The following is a 22,357-nucleotide window of genomic DNA, read 5'->3' as shown; positions in this document are numbered from 1 at the left end:
TGCCGCGCGCGTCAGGCGCGCGGCACGGCGGTCGACGCGCGCACGACGAGGCTCGTCGCGAGCTCCGTGCGCAGGGTGCGGCCGCTCGCGCTGCGTTCCCGGTGCACGAGCGCGACGGCCGAGGCGCCCATCTCGACGAGCGGCTGGCGCACCGTGGTGAGCGGGGGGTCGGTCCAGGGCGCGACGGGCAGGTCGTCGAACCCGACGAGCGAGACGTCGTCCGGCACGGAGCGTCCCGCCTCGCGCAGCGCCCGCAGCGCGCCGAGCGCGGTGTCGTCGCTGCACGCGAAGATCGCCGTCGGGGCGTCGTCGAGGGCGAGCAGCCGCTGCGTCTCCTCGTAGCCCGCAGCGACCCCGTAGGTGCTCAGGCGTACGAGGTCGTCGTCGACGGGCACGTCCGCCTGGATGAGCGCGGCGCGGTAGCCCGCGAGGCGGGCGAGCGCGTTGTCCTGCTCGGGGACGCCCGTGATCGTCGCGATCCGTCGGTGCCCCAGGGCGAGCAGGTGCGCCGTCGCCTCGAGCGCGCCCTGGAAGTTGGCCGCCCCGACGCTGAGCACGTCCTCGGGCGGACGGCGGCGCGGGTCGACGACGACGAGCGGCACCCCGGCCGTGGCGAGCGCGGCGCGCGCCTCGGCGTCGGGCACGGCGACGACGCTCACGAGACCGTCGGTGCCGCGGGCGAGCGCGTGCCGGACCCACGCGCCGCAGTCGTCGGGGTCCAGCTCGACGGACAGCACGACGTCGAGCCCGAGGCGCCGCGCCTCCGCCACCGCCCCGCGCACGACCGCCTCGGACCACGGGCCCTCGAAGTCGACGATCCGGACGTCGACGAGCCCCGTCCGCCGGGACGTGGGGGGCCGGATCTCGTAGCCGTGGCGCCGCAGGACCTCCGCGACCCGTTCGCGCGTCGCCGCCGAGACGTCCGGGCGCGCGTTGAGCACCTTCGACACCGTGGGGACGGACACCCCGGCGTCGGCCGCGACCCGGGCGAGGGGGACGCGCTGACCCGGCTGCGACGCTGCCATCCGAGCCCTCCGTCCGTCGTGCGACCCGCGGCCGGTCCGGCCGGGGAGCGTGCCCCGACCTCGGATCGTAGCGAGGCCCCGGGTCGCGACCGGACCTCCCCGGACGACGACGGCCCGGCCGGGACCGTGAGGTCCGGACCGGGCCGCCGTGCGTGCGCTCAGTCGTCGAGCGAGACGGTCCCGCGGGCGACGCCGCCGAGCCAGCCGAGGCTGGGCTTGGGCGTGCGCTCGAAGGTCTCCGGGTCCCACGCGACGAGACCGAACGTCGGGGCGAACGAGCCCCACTCGTAGTTGTCGAGCAGCGACCAGTGCAGGTAGCCGAGCAGCGGGAGGCCCGCCTCCATCTCGGCGTGCAGCGCGCGCAGGGCGTCGCGCGTGTAGTCGATGCGGCGCGCGTCGTCCGCCGTCGCGATGCCGTTCTCGGAGACGAGGACCGGCAGGCCGGTGATCTCGTGCCCGAGGCGCGCGGCCTCTGCGATGGCGGCCGGGTAGTACTCCCACCCGGTGAGCGTCTTCTCCGAGTCCTCCGGCGCGGGGAGCGGCCCGTCCACGGTGATCCGCGTGCGCGTGTAGGCCTGGACGGCGACGAAGTCGTCGCCGCGCGAGGCCTCGAGGAAGACGGTCTCGCGCGGGTAGGCGTACTCGCGCAGGACCTCCTCGGCGCCCGGGTCGGCGAAGAACTGCTGCGGCGCGACGGGCCACCCGACGGGCACCCCGACGGTCCGCACGAGCTCCACGGCCCGGCGGTGCGCGGCGATGAGGTGCTCGGTCGCGACCGGGTCGGGCGCGTGCATCGTGCCGGCCTGGAGCTGCTCGGTGCCCTTGGCGGCCGTGATCATCATCGCGAGGATGTTCGGCTCGTTGATGGTGAACACGTGCGACGCGCGGTCGAGCAGCGGCAGCACGTGCTCGACGTACCGCGCGAACCGCTCGACGGACCGCGGGTCGGTCCAGCCGCCGTCCTCCGCGAACCAGCGCGGCGACGTGAAGTGGTGCAGCGTGACGAGCGGCGTGACCCCGTGCTCGAGGCAGCAGTCGATCATGCGGCGGTAGTGGTCGACCTCGGCCCGCGAGAAGCGGCCCTCGGCCGGCTCGATGCGCGCCCACTCGATCGAGAACCGGTACGAGGTGAGCCCGGACTCGGCCAGCAGCCGGATGTCGTCGGCGTACCGGTGGTAGGAGTCGGCGGCGTCGCCCGACGGCTCGGCGAGGGTCGAGGCCGGGTCGACCTCGCGCGCCCACCAGTCGCTGTTGACGTTGTTGCCCTCGATCTGGTGGGCCGCCGTGGCGGCGCCCCAGACGAAGGACTCGGGGAAGGTGATCGACACAGGCTCTCCTCGTCGGTCGCCGGTCACTTGATGCCGGTCATGGCGATGCCCTGCACGAAGTAGCGCTGCAGGAACAGGAACAGGATGAGGATCGGCGTCACGACGAGCACGGACCCGGCCATGAGCAGGCCGTAGTAGGTGCCGTTCGAGCCGACCGAGTACAGCGAGAGCGCGACGGGGAGGGTGTACATGTTCTCCGTCTGCGCGACGACCAGGGGCCACAGGAAGTTGTTCCACGACCCGAGGAACGTGAGGATGCTCAGCGTCGCGAGCGGCGGCCCGCACTGGGGGAGCACGATCCGGAAGAAGACCCGGAACTCGCCCGCGCCGTCGATCCGGGCGGCCTCGATGAGCGCGTCCGGGATGCCGAGCATGAACTGCCGCATGAGGAACACGCCGAGCGGGCCGGCGAGGAACGGCAGGATGAGCGCCGGGTAGGTGTTGACGAGCCCCATGTTGGACACGAGCACGAACATCGGCACGAGCGTGACGACGCCCGGGACCATGAGCGTGAGCATGACGAGCGCGAACAGCACCTTCTTGCCGGGGAACTGCATCTTCGCGAGGGCGTAGCCGACCATCGAGCAGAAGACGATGTTGCCGAGCACCACGGCGACGGCGACGACGATCGAGTTGGTGAAGTACTGCCCGTAGTTGAGCTGGGACAGCCACCGCTCGTAGTTGTCGAGCGTCGGGTTCTCGGGCCACCAGGTGATGGGCCGCTGCAGGAGCTCGCCCTGCGTCTTGAAGCTGCCGAGCGCCATCCAGATGAACGGCATGAGCGTCAGGAGCAGCCCGACGACGAGCGCGGTGTACGTGGCGCCGCACGACCAGCGGATCGGGCGTCGCGGCCGACGGCGCGGCGCGTCCTGGGGGGCCGACGTCGCGGAGGGGGTCCGCGAGGACGTGACGGTCATGTCAATCCTCCTTCGACCGCAGCAGGCGGAACTGGACGGCGGCGAGGGCGGCGATCAGCGCGAAGAGCACGTACGCGGCTGCGGAGGCGAACGCGTAGTTGCCGTACCCGAACTGGTTGTAGACGTAGTAGCTGATGGTCAGCGTCGAGTTGACCGGGCCGCCCTTGGTCATGACGAAGGGCTCCTCGAACACCTGGAGGAAGCCGACCGACAGCAGCACCGCGCCGAGCAGCAGCGTCGGGCGCATCAGCGGGACCGTGATGGAGCGGAAGCGCCGCCACGAGCCGGCGCCGTCGACCTCGGCCGCCTCGTAGACGTCGCGCGGGATCGCCTGCAGGCCGGCCAGGAAGATGATCATGAGCGTGCCCATGTTGCGCCACGCGGCCATGAGGATGATCGACGGCATCGCCCACGTGCTGTCGTTGAGCCAGTCGGGGCCGTCGATCCCGACCCAGCCGAGCACGGTGTTGACGAGGCCCGAGTCCTGGAGGATGAACCGCCAGACGACCGCCACGGCGACGATCGACGTCACGACGGGCGTGTAGAAGCCGACGCGGAAGACGCTGCGGAACTTCTCGATGCCCGAGTTGAGCGCGACGGCCAGGGCGAGGCCGAGCACCATCGTCAGCGGGATGCCGACGAGGACGAAGTAGAAGGTGTTGACCAGCGCCTTGCGGAACAGCTCGTCCTGGAAGACGCCGGTGAAGTTCTCGATCCCGACGAAGTTCACCGCGAACGGGGTCTTGATGTCACGGATCGTGAGGTCCGAGAACGACATCCCGAACGACGCGAGCAGCGGCCCCAGCATGAAGACCGTGAAGACCGCGACGAACGGGAGCGCGAACAGCCAGGCGACGAGCGCTTGCCGTCGCCGGTGGACGGCGCCGGCCGTACGCCGGCGCCGTCCCTCGGTGGTGGTGGTCATGACTGACGGGCCCTGTTACCAGCCGAGCCCGAGCGTGTCGGCCTTGGCCTGGATGGCCTTGGCCGCGTCCTCGGAGGTCACCTGACCGTTCGCGACCTTCTCGGCCTCGGTCTCGATGGTGGCCGAGAGCTCGTCCCAGCTCGGGACGGTCGGCGGGGCGATCGTGTTCTCGAGCTGCTCCTGGAGCACCTGGGTGCGGGGGTTCGAGGTGAGCGCCTCGTAGTCCCACGCGCTGTTCAGCGCGGGCAGGTCGCTCGTCGCGTCGAACCACGCCTGCTGCGTCTCGGGCTCGGAGAGCCAGCGGATCAGCTTCCAGGCGCCGTCGGCGTTCTTGGCCTCGGCGAAGACGCCGAGGTGCGCGCCGCCGATGTAGGAGTCGTTGTTGGCGGAGCCGGCGGGCACGGGCACGGTGGCCACGTTCTGCTCGACCCAGTCCTCGCCCTGGAGGTCGGCGAGCACGTTGACCATCCACGGGCCGGAGATGAACGCCGGGTCGGAGCCGTCGACGAACGCGCTGTTCTGCGAGTCGCCGTAGCCGGACAGCGGCGACAGGCCCTCGGTGAAGAAGGACGCGTAGTAGTCGAGCGCGTCGACCATGGCCTGGTTGTCGAGGTCGAACCCGTCGCCGGCCTCGTTGAGGACGGAGCCGCCGGCCTGCGAGTAGAACGGCAGGATGACCTGCGTCGAGTCCTCGGCGTCGCCCATCGGGAGCTGGAGGCCGTAGGTCGAGCCGTTGGCCTTCATGGCCTCCGCGAACGCGGTGAGCTCCTCCCAGCTGGTGGGAGCCTCGACGCCCGCGGCCTTGGCGAGGTCGGAGCGGTAGTACAGGACGCGCGTCTCGACGTACCACGGCACGCCGTACGCGACGCCGTCGGCGACGGTGGAGGCGGCGGCGCCCTCGACGAAGTCGTCGTTGTCGACGAGGCCCTCGGGGACGGGGGCGAGGCCGCCGGTCGCGACCATCGTCGGCATGAAGGACGAGCCGATCATGATCGCGTCGGGCACGGTGCCCGCGGCGACGGCGGTCTGGAACTTCGTCATGACGTCGGCCCACGGGATCGTGGTGACCTCGACGTTCGCGTCGGGGTTCTCCTCCGTGAAGCCCTGGACGAAGTCGGGCAGCTTCTCGCCCTCCTCACCCATCGCCCAGATCGTGATGTCACCCTCCGCGGGCGCGTCGTCCACCGTCGTGGTGGAGCCGGCGCTGGTCTCACCACCCGTGGAGTCGTCGTCCGCGCGACCGCACGCGGTCAGGGCCAGGAGTCCGACGACGCCGATGGCGACCGCCTTGCGTCCGAGCTTCATGAGCAATCCTCCTCATCGAGCAGTCGGCTCGTCCGTGTGAGCCGCTGTGGAAACTACCTTAGCGTGCGCTCGGTTAGTATTTTCAACCGGGGCGTCCAGGCCGTACCGTTGGCGCCGACAGACCTGCCGAAGGAGACGGTGATGAACGAGAGCGACCCCGCAGGTGGCGGCGCCACGACGGGGACGGCCGGGGGCCCGGGGACGACGACCGCGACGGGCGCTCGCGGCACGACGGCGGCCGGCCTCCCCGACCGTCGCATCGTCCGCGGCGAGCAGCGCCGCCGCGAGATCCTCCGCACGGCGGTCGAGGTGTTCGGCGAGCAGGGCTTCCGCGGGAGCTCGCTGCGCGAGATCGCGGCCCGCGTCGGGATCTCCGAGGCCGGGCTGCTGCACCACTTCGGCAGCAAGGCTGGCCTCCTCACGGCGACCCTGGAGGAGCGCGACCGGCGCGACCGGGTGCGCCGCGGCGAGGACGAGGCCGCGGGCGCCGACCTGCTGACGACCATCCGCGACCAGGTGCGCCGCAACGCCGAGACGCCCGGCCTCGTGTCGCTCCACGTGGTCGTCGCCGCCGAGGCGACCGACGCGACCCACCCCGCGCACGACGTCGTCCGCGACCGCTACCGCGCGCTGCGCCACCAGGACGACACCCGCTTCCAGGACGCCGTCGCCCGGGGCGAGCTGCGTCCCGAGGTCGACCCGGCCGCGATCGGCCAGCTCTTCTCCGCCGTCATGGACGGCCTGCAGCTCCAGTGGCTGCTCGACCCCGACAACGTCGACATGGTCGCCCTCTTCGACCAGTTCCTCGCGCTGCTGCGCCCCGACGGCACGTCGCCCGCAGCACCCGAGCCCCGCACCACCGAGCAGGAGACCGCGTGACCCTCACCGCGACCGAGACCCCCGCCCGCGCCACGCTCACCTCGGGCGGCCTGACCGTCGAGCTCACCGGCGGCGGCGACGTGCGCGCCGTCAGCACGGACGGCCTGCTCGTGAACCAGTACCTGCCGGGCGAGCACGACCGCATGCCCGGCGGCATCCTGCTGCGCGCCACCCGCCCCGACGGCACGGTCGAGGTCGCGCGCCTCACAGGCTCGGCCCCCGCCGTGACGGCGGTCGAGGTCGGCGCCGACCGCGTCGTGTGGTCGGGCGCCGCGCTCGGGCTCGCCACGCGCGTCGCGCTCACGCTCGACGGGCGCGCGCTCGTCTGGCGCGTCGACCTCACGGCCGGCCCCGCGACGGACGCCGGCACGCGCTACGACGTCGTGCACGCGCAGGACCTCGCGCTCGCGCCGCCCGCCGCGGCGCTGTCGAGCGAGCCGTACGTGTGCCAGTACCTGCTGCACCGCGCGCTCGAGCACCCCGACGCCGGGACCGTGCTCGTCAGCCGGCAGACCATGTCTGCGCAGCCGCGCCTCCCGCTCGCGGTCGCGTTCCTCGTCGAGGGCGCCGTCGCGCACCTCACGGACTCGCTCCAGGTCTTCACCGCGCGCTCGCGGCGCGACGGGCTGCCGCACGGCCTGCTCGGGCCCGTGCAGCCGGGCGTGCTCCAGTACGAGTACGCGATGCCGACGCTCGTCTCGCGCCCGCTCGACCTCTCGACCGGGACCGCGGTCGTGCACGCCGTGACCGTGGTCGACGCCGACGCGCCCGGGCCGCTCGCGGCCCACCTCGACGAGGTGTCCGGCTGGGCCGCCGCCGCGGTCGCCGCCGCGGCCGCCGACCGCCCGACCGCGCGCTTCACGCCGACCGCCTCCGCGCTGCGCGACGCCCCGCTCCTCGCGGGCGACGAGCTCGACGAGGCCGGGCTGCTCGCCGCCGTCGGCCTCGCCGCCGACGAGGTGCTCCTGCCCGAGCGCGACGCCGACGGCACGCTCCTGTCGTTCTTCACCGCGACGGGGACGCACGTCGTCGACGCGCGCAAGGACACCGTGACCGAGCGCTCGCACGGGCACGTGCTCAAGGCGGGCGACGACGTGCTGCCCACGGACGACGTCCTCTCCACGACGGCGTTCGCGCCCGGCGTCTTCGCGTCGCACGTCGTGCTCGGCAACACCACGGCGAACCGCCTCGCGACCGTGCACCGCCACCACCTCAACCTCGTGCGCAGCAGCGGCCTGCGCGTGCTCGTCGACGACGGCCGCGGGCCCCGGCTCCTCGGCCTGCCGTCCGCGCTCGTGCTCGACGTCGGCGGCGTCCGCTGGCTCTACGAGACGCCGCTCGGGCGCGTCGACGTGCGGACCGTCGCGCACGACCGCGAGAACCGCATCGACGTCGCCGTGCGCTGCGAGCGCCCGCTGCACGTCACCGCGACCCTCGAGCTCGAGGACGAGGCCGGCGGCTGGCTCGCCGAGCACGTCCCCGCCGCCCCGGGCGACGCCGTCGTGGTGCGGCCCGTGCCGGGCGGCGACGTCGACGCGCACTACCCGGACCTGCGGTACGCCCTGGCGTCGTCTGCGCGGCTCGTCATCGAGGAGGCCGGTTCGGAGGCCGGCTCGGAGACCGGCGCCGAGGGCGCCGCGACCCGCCGCCTCACGAGCACGACCGGCACCGGGTCGCTCACGCTCGCCCTCACCGGCTCGCTGCGCGGGACCGACGCCGCGCTCGGGCTCCTCGCGGGCGCGCTCGACCCCCTGGCGGACATCGACGCGACCCTCGCGCGCCACGTCGAGACCGTCCGTGGCGTCGTGCGCGGGCTGCGGTTCGCGCCGCACGCGACGGTCGAGACGCAGGAGCTCGACCTCCTCGTGCCCTGGTACGCGCACGACGCGCTGATCCACTTCCTCGTGCCGCACGGCCTGGAGCAGTACTCGGGCGCGGCCTGGGGCACGCGCGACGTGTGCCAGGGCCCGTTCGAGCTCGCGCTCGCGGGCGGGCGCCACGACGTCGCGCGCGAGATCGTGCTGCGCGTCCTGGCCCACCAGCACACGTGGGGCGAGTTCCCGCAGTGGTTCATGTTCGACGCCTACGCGGAGCGGTACAACGACTCCTCGCACGGCGACGTCGTGGTGTGGCCGCTGTTCGCGCTCGCCCAGTACCTGGAGGCGAGCGGCGACCTCGCCGTGCTCGACGAGCACGTCCCGTTCTGGGACCACGAGCAGCGCCGCCCGGCCGCCTCGGGGCCCGACGCCGCGGCGACGGTCCGCGACCACGTGGCCCGCCTGCTCGACCACCTCGACCGCGACCGCCTGCCCGGCACCGCGCTGCCGGCCTACGGCGAGGGCGACTGGGACGACACACTCCAGCCCGCCGACCCGCGGATGCGCACCGACCTGGCGTCGACGTGGACCTCCGCGCTGCTCGTGCAGGCCGCGGAGCTGCTCGCCCGCACGACCGCCGGCCGCGACGACCTCGCCGCGCTCTCCGGGCGCGCGGGCACGCTCGCGGCGGAGGTCCGCGCGGACCTGCGCGAGCGCGCCCTCGTGGACGGCGTCCTCGCCGGGTACGTGCGTCACGGCGCCGACGGCGACGAGCTCGTCATCCACCCGTCGGACACCGTCTCCGGGATGCGGTACCGCCTCATCCCCATGACGCAGTCGATCATCGCGGGCATCCTCACGCCCGAGGAGGCCGCGGACCACGAGCGCCTCGTGCTGGAGCACCTGCACTTCCCCGACGGCGTGCGCCTCATGGACCACCCGGCCGCGTTCGACGAGGGCGTGCCGCACACGTTCCTGCGCGCCGAGCAGGCCGCGAACGTCGGCCGCGAGATCGGGCTCATGTACGTGCACGCGCACATCCGCTACGTCGAGGCGCTCGCGGCCCTGGGCCGCGGCCGCGCGCTCGACGAGCTGCTGCGCATCAGCCCGGTCGACCTCGGTCGGCGCCTCGCGCACGCCGCCCCGCGCCAGCGCAACGCCTACTTCTCGTCGAGCGACGCGGACTTCCCCGACCGCGAGAGCTTCGCGCGCGACTTCGACGGGCTCCGCGACGGCAGCGTCGGGGTGCGCGGCGGGTGGCGCGTGTACTCCAGCGGCCCCGGCATCTACCTGCGCCAGCTCGTCCAGGGCGTCCTCGGGCTGACCGAGCGCGGCGGGGAGATCGTCGTCGACCCGGTGCTGCCCGCGGCCGCGGACGGCCTCGCCGTCGACCTGGACCTCGGCGGCCGCACGCGCCGCGTGGTCTACCGCGTCACGGCGACCGGGGACGGCGTGCAGGTGCGTGCCGGGAGCGGCCCGGACGCGCTCGCGCCCGTGCCGGCGACCCTGCGCACCGGCGACTACCGGCAGCGCGGCGTCGTCGTCGCGACGCGCGACCTCGGGGACGCCGCGCACGTCGAGGTCACGGTGCCCGCCGGGTCGTAGGCCCGGCCGCCGGTCAGGTGCAGTCGACGCCCGCGTACGGCGTCTCGACGACCACGGGGCCGTCGGCGCCGGGGACCGTGAGCGTCGCGGTCGCCGCGTCGACCGACGCCGCACGGGCGCTGAACGCGCGGTACGCGTTGCGCCCCGGCGCCACCGCGTCGAACGTGCGCTCGCCGGCCGGCGTGCCGAGCGTGACGTCGACCGGTTCGCTCCCGACGTTCTCCGCGCGGACGGCGACGTGCGCCGTCCCGCCGAGGCACCGCGCGTCGGCCTCGACGTGGACGGGCGGCAGCTCCCGGACCCGCACCTCGCGGAACGACACGACGTCCGGCGCGGAGCCGTGCGCCTGGAGGCCGACGTACCCGACGAGCCCGCGCGAGCTCGAGTCCGGGTCGAGGGGGCGGTCGGGGAACGGCACGCCCGGCAGGTTCTCGTACTCGTTGATGACCACGCCGTCGCGGATCACCGTGTAGTGCTGCCCGACGACGCGCACCTCCAGCTCGTTCCACGTGCCCTTGGCGGTGGGCCGGGCCTCGTCGAGGCCGAGGTCGGCGAACCCGTAGACCGAGCCCGTCTTGCGCGGGTCGTTCGAGCCGCCCTCGGGGGAGTCGTTGACCTGGATCTCGTGGCCGCAGTTGACCGCGATCCACGACAGGTTGCCCGTCTCGTTGCCGTTGAACGTCGTCGGGCAGCCCTCGACCGGACCGGACAGGTCGGGGAACCGCACCTGGATCCCGCTGTTCGCGCGCGCGTCGCCGGGGGCGTCGTCGCGGAGCTCGACCACCATCGAGAAGTCGCCGTACTGGCGCACCGGGTACCAGAGGGTCCCGAACCCGCCGCCCGCTCCGGCGCGGCTGCGCACCGTGCCGTCGTCGAGACGGTCGAACCCGCCGTCGCCCGCGTACTCCCACGCGTCGAACGACTCCGGGGTGCCGTCGAGGATCACCTCGTAGCCGTCGTCGGCGGGTGCCGCGGTGGGCACGACCGCCGCGGCGGGCGCCGCGAGCGCGATCCCCGCGGCCAGGGCCGTCGCCCCGGCGAGCCGGGCGCGGCGCCCCCGGCCCTGGGTCGCGCGGGCGGGGGTACGGGTGGTGCTCGTCATCGGAACTCCCTCGTTCGACGCGGTCCGTCCACCCTCGCACGGTCCGCGCGGGCTCTCAACGGCACCCGGGCCGGTGCGAGAATCGACGCGTGGCCGGAGCCGAGGAGCGAGTGCTGGAGTCCGCGCGGGTCGCGTCCCGGCTGCGGGACGAGATCCTCGACGGCGTGCGCGAGCCCGGCTCGCGCCTCGTCGAGCGCGACCTCGCCGCCGGGTTCGGCGTGAGCCGCATCCCCGTGCGCGACGCGCTCAAGGTCCTGGAGGGGGAGGGGCTCGTCGCGCTGCGCCCGCACACGTGGGCCGTCGTGCGGGCGTTCACCGACGCCGACCTTGCCGACCTGGACGAGGTCCGCACCGTGCTCGAGCCGCTCGCGTTCCGCCTCGCCGCCGAGCGCCACGAGCCCGCGGGCCTGGATCGCCTGCGCGCCGCGCTCGACCGCGAGCAGGAGGGTGCGCGCGCGGCCGACCCCGTGGGGTCGCGCCGCTCGGCCGCCGACTTCCACGAGATCGTCACGGCGCTCGCGGGCAACCGGCTGCTCGACGACATGATGCAGGGCATCCGCAGCCGGATGCGCTGGGCCCTGTCGCAGCACGACGACCTCGCCGACGTCACCGACGAGCACGTGGCGCTGTTCGACGCGGTGCGTGCCCGGGACGGCGACCGGGCCGCGGAGCTCGCCGCGGCGCACGTCGAGAGCAGCCGACGGCGGCGGGCCGCCCTCGCGGCGCGCCGCGCCGCGTCGCGGGCCTGAGCGTCAGGCCGGCGCGTCAGACCGGCCCGGACGTCCCGTCGCCGACCGACCGGGCCGGGATCTGGACGGCCTTGTCCCACGCGCCGACCAGGCGGCCGTCGGAGGTCTCCAGGCGGAACGGTGCGAGCGGGAGGTTGCCGGCCCGGCGCCGGGCCCGCAGCACGTCGAGCGCGTCCTCGTCCGTCTCGGCGCCGAACGGCTCGCCGCGCCGCGCACCGGTGGCGGTGACGACCCGATAGCTCGTCATCCGGTCGTCGTCGTGGTGGACCTCGTCGGCGAGCGCGGCGACCTCCTGGGCGATCTCGAGGCTCGGCAGCGCGCCCCACGTGCGGCCGGGGCCGTCGAGGGTCCAGGTGCCGGTGTCGTCGCGCCGGACGACGTACTCGCGCGAGGCGCTGCGGGCACGCCAGGTCCGGTGGTCGACGGCGGTCCAGGTGAGCATGTTCATGTGCGGTGAGGTGGGTCGGACGACGGTCGGTCACTCGTCGGTCGAGCAGTTCCCCCCTGCCGTGTCCGGCGACCCACCGGCAGCGTACGCGTACCGATCGCGCGCGCGTGTCCACCCTGAGGAGGAGATCGGGCGGCGGGTACGGCGCCCGGGGTAGGCCGCTCGGGGGACCCCGTCGCCCGACGCGCGGCCCGACCGCGACGCTGCCATCATCGACCGGGTCAGCACGGCGCCGCCGAGCCGCTCGGCGCGGGCCGGCACGCGAGCGCGAGGGGCGTGGGGCATGACCGCTGAGGGCACGGCGCAGGGCACGACGTCCGGCACCACGAAGGTCACCGTCCTCACGCTCACGGCGATGGTCGTGGGCTCCATGGTCGGGGCGGGCGTCTTCTCGCTCCCGCGCCGCTTCGCGCAGGAGACCGGGGTCGCGGGGGCGCTCGTGGCGTGGGTCGTCGCGGGCGCGGGCATGTTCACGCTCGCCCTCGTCTTCCAGCGCCTCGCGGTCCGCAAGCCCGGCCTCGACGCCGGGGTCTACGCGTACGCGAAGGCGGGCTTCGGGGAGTTCACGGGCTTCTACGCCGCCGCCGGGTACTGGGCGAGCGCGTGCGTGGGCAACGTGACGTACTGGGTGCTCATCATGTCGACGCTCGGGGCGTGGGTCCCCGCACTGGGCGCGGGGGACACGGTGCTCGCGCTCGTGCTCTCGTCGGTCGGGCTGTGGCTCTTCTTCGCGCTCGTGCGCCAGGGGATCCGGGAGGCGACCGCGATCAACCGGATCGTCACGATCGCCAAGCTCGTGCCCATCCTCGTGTTCGTCCTGCTCGCCGTGCTCGCGTTCGACCCCGCGGTCTTCGCGGAGAACCTCCACGGCGCCTCGTACACCGGGTCGCTGTTCGACCAGGTGCGCGACACCATGCTCGTCACCGTGTTCGTCTTCCTCGGGGTCGAGGGCGCGAGCGTCTACTCGCGGCACGCGCGCCGCCGCGAGGACGTGGGGCGGGCGACGATCCTCGGGTTCACGAGCGTGCTGGCGATCTTCGCGTCGGTGACGATCGTGTCCTACGGGATCCTGCCGATGGCCGAGATCGCGGAGCTGCGCCAGCCGTCGATGGCGGGCGTGCTGGAGGCCGCGGTCGGGCCGTGGGGGAGCGTCTTCGTGGGCGTCGGGCTGATCGTCTCGGTCCTGGGCGCCTACCTCGCGTGGACCCTCATGGCGGCGGAGGTCCTGTTCGTCGCGGCCAAGGACCGGGACATGCCGCGGTTCCTCACCCGCACGCGCCGGGAGGACGTCCCGGTGAACGCGCTGCTGCTCAGCACGGCGCTCTCGCAGGTGGTCCTCGTCGTCACGTACTTCTCCGACGACGCGTTCGACTTCGCGCTCGACCTCACCGCGTCGATGACCCTCATCCCGTTCCTCCTGGCCGCGCTCTACGCGCTGCGGCTGCGGCTCACGCGCGAGACGTACGACGGCGCCCCCGCCCGCACCCTGACGGGCGACCTCGTCGTGGCGGTCCTCGCGTCGGCGTACACCGCGTTCCTGCTCTTCGCGGCCGGGCTCGACCTCGCGCTGCTCGCGTTCGTCTTCTACGCGCCCGTCACCGTCCTCTTCGTCATGACGCGCCGCGAGCAGGGGCGGCGGGCGTTCGGGCCCGCGGAGCTCGCGCTGCTCGGCGTCGTCGTGGCGCTCGCGGTGCTCGCCGTCGTCGGGCTCGCGGCGGGGTGGGTGTCGCTGTGAGACCACCGGACCGTACCGACCGCACCACCGAGAGGGAGCACCCATGAGCGTCGCGTCCGCCGTCCCGTCCACCGTCCCGCCCGCGCAGCACGGCGTCCACTCGGAGGTGGGGCGCCTGCGCAAGGTCCTCGTCTGCGCACCGGGGCTCGCGCACGAGCGGCTGACCCCGACGAACTCCGACGACCTCCTCTTCGACGACGTCATGTGGGTGGAGGCCGCCCAGCGCGACCACCTCGACTTCGTCAACAAGCTGACGAACCGGGGCGTCGAGGTGGTCGAGCTGCACGACCTCCTCGCGCAGACGCTCGCGATCCCCGAGGCGCGGGCGTGGGTGCTCGACCGCAAGGTCGTGCCGAACCAGGTGGGCCTGGGGCTCGTCGAGGGGACGCGGGCCTACCTCGACTCGCTGAGCGAGCGCGAGCTCGCGCGGTTCCTCGTCGGCGGCCTGGCCACGACCGACCTGCCCGACGACTACCGCACCGGCTACGTGGACCTCGCGCGCGAGTCGACGGGCGGGTTCGAGTACCTGCTCCCGCCGCTGCCCAACACCCTGTACACGCGCGACACCACGTGCTGGGTGTACGGGGGCCTGACGCTCAACCCGCTGTACTGGCCGGCGCGCCAGGAGGAGACGCTCCTCATGAAGGCGGTCTACGCGTTCCACCCCGAGTACCGGGAGTCGACGGTGTGGTGGGGCGACCCGGAGCAGGACTGGGGCCAGGCCACGCTGGAGGGCGGCGACGTCATGCCGGTGGGCAACGGCGCGGTGCTCGTCGGGATGAGCGAGCGCACGTCGCGCCAGGCGATCTCGCAGCTCGCGAAGGCGCTGTTCGACGCGGGCGCGGCGGAGCAGGTCGTCGTCGCGGGCATGCCGCGGCTGCGCGCGGCGATGCACCTCGACACCGTGTTCACGTTCGCGGACCGCGACCTCGTCACGGTGCACCCGGCGATCGTCGACGGCATCCACACCTTCACGCTGCGGCCGTCGGACCGTGCGCCGGGGGTCGAGATCACCGACGAGGGCGACACGCCCTTCGTCGACGTGGTGGCGCGCGCCCTGGGCCTGCCCGCGCTGCGCGTCGTGGAGACGGCGGGCGACGCGTACGCGTCCGAGCGGCAGCAGTGGGACTCGGGGAACAACGCCGTCGCCATCGAGCCGGGCGTCGTCGTCACCTACGACCGCAACACCCTGACCAACGCGGCGCTGCGGCGCGCGGGCGTCGAGGTCGTGACGATCGTCGGGGCGGAGCTCGGGCGCGGCCGGGGCGGCGGGCACTGCATGACGTGCCCCATCGCGCGCGACCCGCTCGACTGAGACGCCGCTCGGTGGACCACCGGCGCGGCACGGCTCCCGGGATACCCTGCACGAGCCGCCCACGACGAGAGGACCCGCCCGATGTCCGACCCCACCGAGCCGTACGAGCCGGTCGACGACCAGACCGTCATGCGGCCGCCGCGGCGGTACGGGGACGACGGCGCCGCGACCCCGGGCGGGACGCCGCCCCCGCCGCCCCCGCCCGGACCGGGGCAGCCCCACGCCCAGGTCCCGTACGGCACGGACCCGTACGGGCAGCGCGGGGCGCCGCCCGCGCCGCAGGGGTACCGCGGCCCGGACCCGCACGCGACGCTCCCGCCGGCGGACACGGGCGCGACCTGGCCCCCCGCGGAGACCGGCGCGACGTGGCCGCCCCCCGCGACGTCGTCGGGCCACACGCCACCCCTGCCGTCCGGGCACACCGCGCCCCCGCCGCCCGGGGCGTACGCGGGCGCGCCCGGCGCGCCCTACGGCGCCCCGCCCCACGGCACCCACCCCACGGCTCCGTACGGCAGCCCGTCCGGCCCGCACGGGGCGCCGTCGGGCCCGGGCTACGGCGCGCCCGACGACGCGACGGTCGTCCCGACGGCGACCGCGCCGCCGTCGGACCCGTACGGCTTCTCCCCGTACGCGACGCCGCCGGGCCGCGGCCGTCGCCCGTGGCTCGTGCCGGTGCTCGCCGGCCTGGGCGCGTTCGGGCTCGTCGCGGGCGCCCTCGGCGTGTGGCTCGGGCTGCGCGACGACTCCGCGCCCGACCCCGGGCCGACCACGGCCGAGCAGGCGCCCGCGACGTCGGACGCGCCGACGGAGCCGGAGCCGGAGCCGGAGGAGACCGAGGACCCCGCGGACACCGACGTCACGGACGACGAGCCGTGGCTCGCGCCGGAGTACCGCGCGGGCGCGGAGATGGACCCGGAGAAGGGCCCCGAGCTCGCGCCGATGTCGTGGGCGTACTTCTCCGACAACGACTACCTCGTCAACGACGACCGCATCGCCCTCGTGGCGCGGCGGGACTTCGCGTGCGACGACGTCCCCGCGATCCCCGCGATCCAGGCCCTCGCGGGCTCGTGCCAGGCGGGGTTCGAGGCGCGCGTCGTGTCCGACGACGGCCCGACCGTCGCGCTCGACGTCGTCGTGCTGGACGTCGGCTCGAAGGAGGAGGCCGAGCGCGCCGCCGCGGCGTTCAACGATGCGCCGGAGGGCGACCCCCTGGCCGACACCACCGGCCCGGCCCACCCGACCCTCGCCGCGGCGGTCCCGCAGCCCGGGTTCCAGGGCTCGTACGCGATCCTCGACGACGGGGACGCGCCGTCGGTGATGCTGAGCACGGGCACGGTCGTGATCATGTACCGGCTCGGGATCGACGACGGCCTGGAGCGCGACCAGGTGCTCCCGGTCGCGCAGGCGGTCGGGTTCGTCGTCACCGACCACGAGCTGGCCAAGTCGTTCGACGAGAAGAAGTTCGCGAAGCCCAAGGCCGGCTGAGCGGACCGTCCCGGCGCTGGCTACGCTGGGAGCGGTGATGGATCCCGCCGGGGCGCAGCCGCCCGAACCGCCGCCAGGGCTGATGGTTCCTGACTCGTCGCACGTCGGCGGGCAGGGCGCTGCCCGCGGGAGGAGTCCGCATGAGAGCACGGCCGCACGCGGGGCCGGTGCCCCAGCCCGCGCTCGACCGGATGGTCCCGTTCGCGGGGCACGCCGTGGTGGTGGGCGTCGTCCCGGGCGGTGACCCGCTCGTCGTCCGCACGGCGGCGGCCTGGGCGGAGGCCGCCGGGTCCCGGCTCGTCGCGGCGTACGCCGACGCGTCGCGCGCCGTGGTCGAGGAGCACGCGGACGGGTCCGTGACGCACGCGCCCCTCGACCCGGACTCCGCCGACGACGCCTGGCAGGACACCGCCGAGCGCCTGCGCGCCGAGGTCGGCGCGGAGCTCGCAGGCGTGCGCGTGCCGTGGGAGCTGCGCTACCTCGCGGGGCGGCCCGACCGCGCGCTGACCCACCTCGCGCGCGCCGTCGACGCGGCGGTGATCGTCGTCGGGTCGCGCGCGCCGGGCTCGCTCGCGCACGTGCGTGAGCTCGTCGAGGGGTCGGTCGCGGTGCACCTGGCCCACCACCAGCACCGTCCCGTGCTCACGGTCCCGCTCGCCGTCGTGGACTGGAAGGAGATCCGCACCCCGTGGGAGAGGTGACGCGCCGGACCCCGCTGCTCGCGCTCGCGGGCCTCGTCGCGGCCGGGGGAGCGGTCGGCACGACGGCGCGCGCGCTGCTCGAGCAGGCGTTCGCGCCCGTGCCGGGCGCGTGGCCGTGGACGACGTTCTGGATCAACCTCGTCGGCTCGTTCGTGCTCGGCGCGCTGCTCGAGACGCTGCTGCGCGCGGGCCCCGACTCGGGCCGGCGCCGGGCCGTCCGGCTCGGGTGCGGCACGGGCGTGCTCGGCGGCTTCACGACGTACTCGACGTTCGTCGTCGAGGTCGAGCGCCTCGCGAGCGGCGGGCACGCCGCCCTCGGCGCGGCCTACGCGCTGGGGAGCGTCGCGCTCGGGGTCGCGGCGGCGGTGGGCGGCGTCGCGCTCGCGGCCGCGGCCCGACGGCGGCGCGTCGTCCGGGGCGGTGGCGCGCGGTGACGGGGCTCCCCGACCTGCTGCTCGTCGCCGTCGCGGGCGGGCTCGGCGCGGCGTCCCGGTTCCTCCTCGACACGGTCGTCGCGCGGCACAACCGCTGGTCGACGCCGCTCGGCACCCTCGTGGTCAACGTGACGGCGTGCTTCCTGCTGGGGCTCCTCACGGGCTGGGGGACGACGCACCCGGGCCAGGGGGACGTCGTGGCCGTGCTGGGCGTCGGGTTCCTCGGTGGGTACTCCACGTTCTCGACCGCGTCGGTCGAGGGGGCGCGGCTCCTCCTCGCGGGCCGCGGCGCGGTCGCGCTCGTGCACGCGCTGGGGATGCTGCTCGTGTGCTTCGCGGCCGCCGTGGCGGGGATCGCGCTCGGGGGGTGAGACGTCGGGAGTCCAGATGCAACCCAGGGGTTGCGCTCGACCGGGCGCTGTGCAACTGTGGAGTTGCACAGCGAGACCTTCCCCACGGAGAGGACGCACCATGACCACCACCAACGAGCCGGCCGTCGTCGACACGGCGTCGTACACCGTCTCCCGGACCGTGACGATCGACGCCCCGGCCGCCCGCGTCTGGGCGGCGCTCACCCAGGAGGACCTCATCAGCCGCTGGTTCGGGCAGCGCACCTCCCTCCCCGACCTGCGCGTCGGCGGCGAGGGCGTGTTCAGCTGGCCCGACGTCCCCGACGTCCAGGTGCGGATCGAGGAGTACGACCCCACGACGACGTTCGCCTTCCGGTGGGGGACCCCGGTGGGGCAGCCGCTGGACGAGACGACGTCGACCGTCGCGCGCTTCACGCTCGAGCCCCAGGGCCCGACGACCGTCCTGCGCGTCGTCGAGACCGGGTTCGAGCGCACCGCCGACCCCGAGGAGCTGCTCGAGAGCCACCGGCAAGGGTGGACGAGCGAGCTCGACGAGCTCGTCGAGCTCCTCGAGGGCGCTCTCGCGGCCGAGGGCGGGCACGCGTGAGCGCAGCGGCGACGGAGCTCGCCCCCGTGTTCTCCGCGCTCGCGGACGACACCCGGTGGCGGATCCTCCAGGAGCTCGGCAGCGCGGACCTCTCGGCGTCCGCGCTCGCCGAGCGGCTCCCCGTGAGCCGGCAGGCCATCGCGAAGCACCTCGCCGTGCTCGCGGAGGTCGGGCTCGTCGAGTCGGTGCGCGTCGGGCGCGAGGTCCGGCACCGGGCCGTCGGGACCCGGCTCGGCGAGACCGCGCGCGCCCTCGAGGCCATCGGCGCGGCGTGGGACCGCCGGCTCGCGGCGATCAAGCGGATCGCGGAGGCGTAGCGGTCGTCGGTCAGGAGCCGGGAGCCGGAACGGGGTGCGCCGCGAGCGCCGACGCGACGGCGTGCAGGTTGTGCGCCATGAGGCGCCCGGTCTCGCGCGCCCACTCGTGGCCGTGGCCGGTCTGGACGTAGTCCGGCCCGGGCCCCGGGCCCTGGTTCCAGTAGGTCCACGCCTGCCCCGGGATCGTGTAGCCGATGTCCGCGAGGGCCCCGCTCACCTCCGAGATGACGTGGTGCGCGCCGTCCTCGTTGCCCGTGACCACGACCCCCGCGACCCGGTTGTACGCGACCGGGATCCCGTCGGGCCCCTCCTCGGAGATCATCGCGTCCATGCGCTCGAGCAGGCGCTGGGCGAGGGACGACGGGCGCCCGAGCCACGTGGGCGTGAGGACCACGAGGATCTCCGACGCCAGCAGGCTCTCGTGCACGCGCGGCCACTCGTCGCCCTCCCCGAGGTCGGTGACGACGCCGGGCGGCACGGCGAGGTCGACGAGCCGGACGTGCTCGACCTCGACCCCGCGGTCCTGGAGCGCCTCGGCGACCACACGCCCGAGCGCCTCGGTGTTGGACGGCTCCGGAGAGCTCTTGAGCGTGCAGCTGACGAACAGCGCCTTCATGGGGTCCTCCCGTGGCGCCGGGCGGTCGTGCCGCCCGGGACGGCCGGCGGCGGCTGGCTCCACCGTCCCGTCCAGCGTCACGGGGCCGCGCGCCGCTCGCAACGCGCGGCGTCGTCAGGGGAGGGCGGCGTCCTGGCGCCGATAGCCCTGCGCGAGCCGGACCTCGCCCTGCCCGACGGCGGCGACGTCGTCCCACGGCACGAGGAACGTGCCGCGGTGCCGGCGCCGCACGAGCTGCGGGACCGGCCACGGCGCGGTGACGCCCGTGCGCTCGTACCCGAGGAACGACGTCCCGGTCCGTGGGCTCACGAGGATCCCGACGACCCGCGCGCGCCCGACGCGGCTGCGCCGTCGCACCTGTTCGCTCAGCGCACGGTCCTCGGGGTGCGCGTCGTCGGGGTCGGCCCCGCCCGCGGGCGGGCCGTCGTCGGGCAGCGTGTCGAGGGCGAGGCGCACGTCGACGAGGAAGCCGAGGTCCTCCCCGCCGGGCCCGAGGACGCGCGCGTCGAGCAGGTCGCCGAGGATCACGACTCCTCCTCGGGGTCGTGCCGGCCGCCCGGGATGCGGCCGACCACGTGCTCGCGCAGCCAGTCCTCGGTCCAGTGCAGGTCGAGCGAGTCCGCGCGGACGGTGAGCTCGAGCGCCGTGCCCACGTGCCCGACGTCGGACCACGGCACGCGCTCCCAGCGCGACGCGGGCGGGCGGCCGCCGAGGAGGCGCGTCACGAGCACCGGCCCGGTGAGGACAGCGCCGACCTCCGCCGGCTCGCCGGGCACCGCGTCCCGCGGGCCGGCGTCCGGCGAGCGGTCCGGCACGGCGTCGTCCGCGGCGGGGGAGGCGACGAGCTCCAGGTCGTCGACGGTGGTGACCGGCTCGCCGTCGACGTCGAGCACCTGACGGCTCAGCAGGTGCAGGCGCGCGTCCACGACGCGCACCCCCGTCGGCGGGGTGGTGTCCCGGCTCATGACCCTGCTCCCGTCGCGATCATCAGGGGGATCGCCGCCACCGCCGCGACGACGACGATCACCAGGTAGACCATGCCGAGCGCGTTGGTCACGCGCCCGTTGACGTGCTCGCCCATGTACTCCGGGTCGTTGGCCACGAGGAGGATCGGCACGTACGTGAGGGGCAGCGCGACCGCGGAGAACACGACGGACATCTCGGTGACCGCCACCGGGTCGACGCTCGTCATGAGGATCGCCACGGCGAGCAGCAGCGCGACGACCATCGTCAGGTGGAAGCGCGCGGCGCGCGCGGGGCGGCGGAACTTCCCCCACGACCAGCCGAGGTACTGCGCGAGCGTGTACCCGCTCGACAGGGCCGTCTCGAGCGCGGCGCCGAACGTCGCCGCGACGATCCCGACGATCACCACGGCGAGCAGCAGCGTCCCCCCGGCCTCGGCGACGGGCAGCACGATCTGCGACAGCGACGACACCTCGATGCCCGCAGGCAGCAGCACGACGGCCGCGCACGCCGCGATCGCCACCGACAGGAGCCCGCCGAGCGGGAAGCCGACGAGCACGTTGACGCGGTTCTGCGCGAGGTCCTTCGCGGTCCAGCCCTCCTCGACGGCTCCGGAGGAGAAGAAGAACACCTCGTAGGGCGTCATCGCGGCGCCGAAGAGCGCGACGGCGTAGTACCAGTAGGTCGCGACGTGCTCCGTCTCCGGGGGCGACGGCGGCACCGCCTGGCGCAGCAGCTCGCCCCAGTCCGGTCCCAGCAGGAACAGCGCGACCCCGAACCCCACGAGCAGCAGCCCGAGCAGGCCCGCGACGTTCTCCATCACCTGGAACTTCACGCGCCACAGCACGAGCCAGACGGCGAGCGCCGCGACCGGCATCCACAGGCGCGGCTCGACGCTGCTCGCGAGGTGCAGCGCGAGCGCGATGCCGCCGATCTCCGCGGTGAGCGTGAGGAGGTTGATCGCGAACGACGCCGCCAGGTTCGCGCCCGCCGCCCGCGGGCCGAGGCGCTCGCGGATGATCTCGAACGTCGCGCGCCCGCTCACCGCCGCGACCCGGCCCGACATCGACGCGAACAGGCAGATCCCGACGACGCCCACGACCACGACCCACACGAGCGACAGGCCGAACCGCGACCCCACGACGGCGTTCGTGACGAGGTCGCCGATGTCGACGAACCCGCCGATGGCCGTGAGGATGCCGAGCGCGACCCCGAGCAGCTGCTTCACGCGCCACCCGCCAGGGCGAGCACCGTGTCGAGGTCGTCGGCCGCGCGCGCGAGGTCGGCCTCGAGCTCGGACGCCGTGAGCGGCACCGCCCCGGCGGCCGACAGGTCGCCGCCCGCCTCGCGCGCGACCCAGGCGCGCGCGGTGACGACCTCGGCCGTCGCGTCGGCGACGGCCGCGAGCCCCGCGTCGCGCTGCGCGGACGAGACGTCGTCGGGCGGCACGAGGGTGGTCAGGGCGGTCGTGGACTCCTCGAGCACCCGGACCTGGTCGAGCACGGCGGCGTCCGCGACGGGCGTCGTCACGCGGTCGGCGTCGAGCAGCCGCACGGTGAGCCGCGTCGTCTCGACCGCCGACCCGGCCTGGGCGACGGCGTCGGCGACGGCGGCGGTCGCCTGGCCCGGCTCCTGCCGGCTCGCCGTGCAGCCCGCCGTCGTGCCGAGCGCGAGCCCGAGCAGCAGCCCGAGCGCGGCCCCGGACCGGGTGATGCGCGCACGACGTCCCACGTC

General features: G+C 74.7%; 23 protein-coding genes and 1 riboswitch. Of the genes, 11 read left to right on the top strand and 12 right to left on the bottom strand.

The window, feature by feature from the left end; all coding sequences use genetic code 11:
• Positions 1-11: 11 nt before the first annotated feature.
• The 5 genes from B9L22_RS09205 to B9L22_RS09185 form a co-directional block, all read right to left on the bottom strand.
• Positions 12-1,025, bottom strand: a complete 1,014-nt coding sequence (locus B9L22_RS09205) for a LacI family DNA-binding transcriptional regulator (RefSeq protein WP_086150099.1) — start codon at positions 1,023-1,025, stop codon at positions 12-14.
• Positions 1,026-1,183: 158 nt separating this feature from the next.
• Entirely contained in the window at positions 1,184-2,353 is a 1,170-nt protein-coding gene (locus B9L22_RS09200; RefSeq protein WP_306303317.1) for a glycoside hydrolase family 1 protein, read from the bottom strand.
• Positions 2,354-2,376: 23 nt separating this feature from the next.
• Positions 2,377-3,270 (bottom strand): carbohydrate ABC transporter permease, encoded by an 894-nt coding sequence (locus B9L22_RS09195; RefSeq protein WP_086150098.1) that lies wholly within the window; start codon positions 3,268-3,270, stop codon positions 2,377-2,379.
• 1 nt (position 3,271) lies between these two features.
• Complete coding sequence (locus B9L22_RS09190) at positions 3,272-4,195, bottom strand: carbohydrate ABC transporter permease (protein WP_021481814.1); 924 nt, start codon at positions 4,193-4,195, stop codon at positions 3,272-3,274.
• Between the two features lie 15 nt (positions 4,196-4,210).
• On the bottom strand, positions 4,211-5,500 hold the full coding sequence (locus B9L22_RS09185; RefSeq protein ID WP_061268126.1) for an extracellular solute-binding protein: 1,290 nt from the start codon (positions 5,498-5,500) through the stop codon (positions 4,211-4,213).
• A 141-nt stretch (positions 5,501-5,641) separates the two neighbouring features.
• Between B9L22_RS09185 and B9L22_RS09180 the strand changes: the two genes are divergently transcribed.
• Both B9L22_RS09180 and B9L22_RS09175 read left to right on the top strand, forming a co-directional pair.
• Complete coding sequence (locus tag B9L22_RS09180) at positions 5,642-6,379, top strand: TetR/AcrR family transcriptional regulator (protein WP_082774551.1); 738 nt, start codon at positions 5,642-5,644, stop codon at positions 6,377-6,379.
• The gene (locus B9L22_RS09175) at positions 6,376-9,801 is read left to right on the top strand and encodes a GH36-type glycosyl hydrolase domain-containing protein (RefSeq protein WP_086150097.1); all 3,426 of its coding nucleotides are present in this window, start codon (positions 6,376-6,378) and stop codon (positions 9,799-9,801) included. The genes B9L22_RS09180 and B9L22_RS09175 overlap by 4 nt, the downstream gene beginning before the upstream one ends.
• Positions 9,802-9,814: 13 nt before the next feature.
• Here B9L22_RS09175 and B9L22_RS09170 read toward each other — a convergent pair whose 3' ends face one another.
• Positions 9,815-10,903 carry a DUF1080 domain-containing protein gene (locus B9L22_RS09170; RefSeq protein WP_086150096.1) on the bottom strand — a complete coding sequence of 363 codons (1,089 nt, stop codon included), beginning with the start codon at positions 10,901-10,903 and terminating at the stop codon, positions 9,815-9,817.
• Positions 10,904-10,992: 89 nt separating this feature from the next.
• Here B9L22_RS09170 and B9L22_RS09165 point away from each other — a divergent pair, with 89 nt between their 5' ends.
• On the top strand, positions 10,993-11,652 hold the full coding sequence (locus B9L22_RS09165; RefSeq protein WP_086150095.1) for a GntR family transcriptional regulator: 660 nt from the start codon (positions 10,993-10,995) through the stop codon (positions 11,650-11,652).
• Between the two features lie 16 nt (positions 11,653-11,668).
• Here the strand turns inward: B9L22_RS09165 and B9L22_RS09160 are convergent, their stop codons facing one another.
• Positions 11,669-12,100 (bottom strand): hypothetical protein, encoded by a 432-nt coding sequence (locus B9L22_RS09160; RefSeq protein WP_086150094.1) that lies wholly within the window; start codon positions 12,098-12,100, stop codon positions 11,669-11,671.
• Positions 12,101-12,383: 283 nt separating this feature from the next.
• Here B9L22_RS09160 and B9L22_RS09155 point away from each other — a divergent pair, with 283 nt between their 5' ends.
• From B9L22_RS09155 to B9L22_RS09120, 8 genes are all read left to right on the top strand, one after another.
• A complete protein-coding gene (locus B9L22_RS09155; protein ID WP_085386982.1) occupies positions 12,384-13,835 on the top strand; it encodes a basic amino acid/polyamine antiporter in 1,452 nt (483 codons plus the stop codon).
• Between the two features lie 43 nt (positions 13,836-13,878).
• A complete protein-coding gene (locus tag B9L22_RS09150; RefSeq protein WP_086150093.1) occupies positions 13,879-15,150 on the top strand; it encodes an arginine deiminase in 1,272 nt (423 codons plus the stop codon).
• A gap of 81 nt (positions 15,151-15,231) precedes the next feature.
• On the top strand, positions 15,232-16,635 hold the full coding sequence (locus tag B9L22_RS09145) for a hypothetical protein (RefSeq protein WP_086150092.1): 1,404 nt from the start codon (positions 15,232-15,234) through the stop codon (positions 16,633-16,635).
• A 24-nt stretch (positions 16,636-16,659) separates the two neighbouring features.
• Positions 16,660-16,734, top strand: a riboswitch (Fluoride riboswitch).
• 41 nt (positions 16,735-16,775) lie between these two features.
• On the top strand, positions 16,776-17,336 hold the full coding sequence (locus tag B9L22_RS09140; RefSeq protein WP_086150091.1) for a universal stress protein: 561 nt from the start codon (positions 16,776-16,778) through the stop codon (positions 17,334-17,336).
• Positions 17,324-17,770, top strand: coding sequence for a CrcB family protein (locus tag B9L22_RS09135; protein ID WP_233139908.1), 447 nt, complete (start codon positions 17,324-17,326; stop codon positions 17,768-17,770). Before B9L22_RS09140 ends, B9L22_RS09135 begins: the two co-directional genes overlap by 13 nt.
• Positions 17,767-18,141: a CrcB family protein gene (locus tag B9L22_RS09130; RefSeq protein ID WP_086150090.1), complete on the top strand. Its 375-nt coding sequence runs from the start codon at positions 17,767-17,769 to the stop codon at positions 18,139-18,141. Before B9L22_RS09135 ends, B9L22_RS09130 begins: the two co-directional genes overlap by 4 nt.
• Before the next feature lie 100 nt (positions 18,142-18,241).
• Complete coding sequence (locus B9L22_RS09125; RefSeq protein WP_086150089.1) at positions 18,242-18,727, top strand: SRPBCC domain-containing protein; 486 nt, start codon at positions 18,242-18,244, stop codon at positions 18,725-18,727.
• A complete protein-coding gene (locus B9L22_RS09120) occupies positions 18,724-19,044 on the top strand; it encodes a helix-turn-helix transcriptional regulator (protein ID WP_034652607.1) in 321 nt (106 codons plus the stop codon). Before B9L22_RS09125 ends, B9L22_RS09120 begins: the two co-directional genes overlap by 4 nt.
• Before the next feature lie 10 nt (positions 19,045-19,054).
• On the opposite strand, the gene B9L22_RS09115 is transcribed toward B9L22_RS09120, so the two are convergent.
• The 5 genes from B9L22_RS09115 to B9L22_RS09095 all read right to left on the bottom strand — a co-directional run bounded on the left by B9L22_RS09115 (position 19,055) and on the right by B9L22_RS09095 (position 22,354).
• Positions 19,055-19,660: a flavodoxin family protein gene (locus B9L22_RS09115; protein WP_086150088.1), complete on the bottom strand. Its 606-nt coding sequence runs from the start codon at positions 19,658-19,660 to the stop codon at positions 19,055-19,057.
• A 114-nt stretch (positions 19,661-19,774) separates the two neighbouring features.
• Positions 19,775-20,188, bottom strand: coding sequence for a hypothetical protein (locus tag B9L22_RS09110; RefSeq protein ID WP_086150087.1), 414 nt, complete (start codon positions 20,186-20,188; stop codon positions 19,775-19,777).
• Complete coding sequence (locus tag B9L22_RS09105; RefSeq protein ID WP_086150086.1) at positions 20,185-20,625, bottom strand: hypothetical protein; 441 nt, start codon at positions 20,623-20,625, stop codon at positions 20,185-20,187. The genes B9L22_RS09110 and B9L22_RS09105 overlap by 4 nt, the downstream gene beginning before the upstream one ends.
• Complete coding sequence (locus B9L22_RS09100) at positions 20,622-21,851, bottom strand: NRAMP family divalent metal transporter (protein WP_076404205.1); 1,230 nt, start codon at positions 21,849-21,851, stop codon at positions 20,622-20,624. The genes B9L22_RS09105 and B9L22_RS09100 overlap by 4 nt, the downstream gene beginning before the upstream one ends.
• Entirely contained in the window at positions 21,848-22,354 is a 507-nt protein-coding gene (locus B9L22_RS09095; protein ID WP_086150085.1) for a hypothetical protein, read from the bottom strand. The genes B9L22_RS09100 and B9L22_RS09095 overlap by 4 nt, the downstream gene beginning before the upstream one ends.
• Positions 22,355-22,357 lie beyond the last annotated feature (3 nt).

The sequence above is a fragment of the Cellulosimicrobium sp. KWT-B genome (genome assembly GCF_002127155.1).
Lineage (GTDB): Bacteria > Actinomycetota > Actinomycetes > Actinomycetales > Cellulomonadaceae > Cellulosimicrobium > Cellulosimicrobium funkei.
The sequence above is the reverse complement of the archived record's forward strand: the minus strand, read 5'-3'. Positions and strand labels throughout refer to the sequence as shown.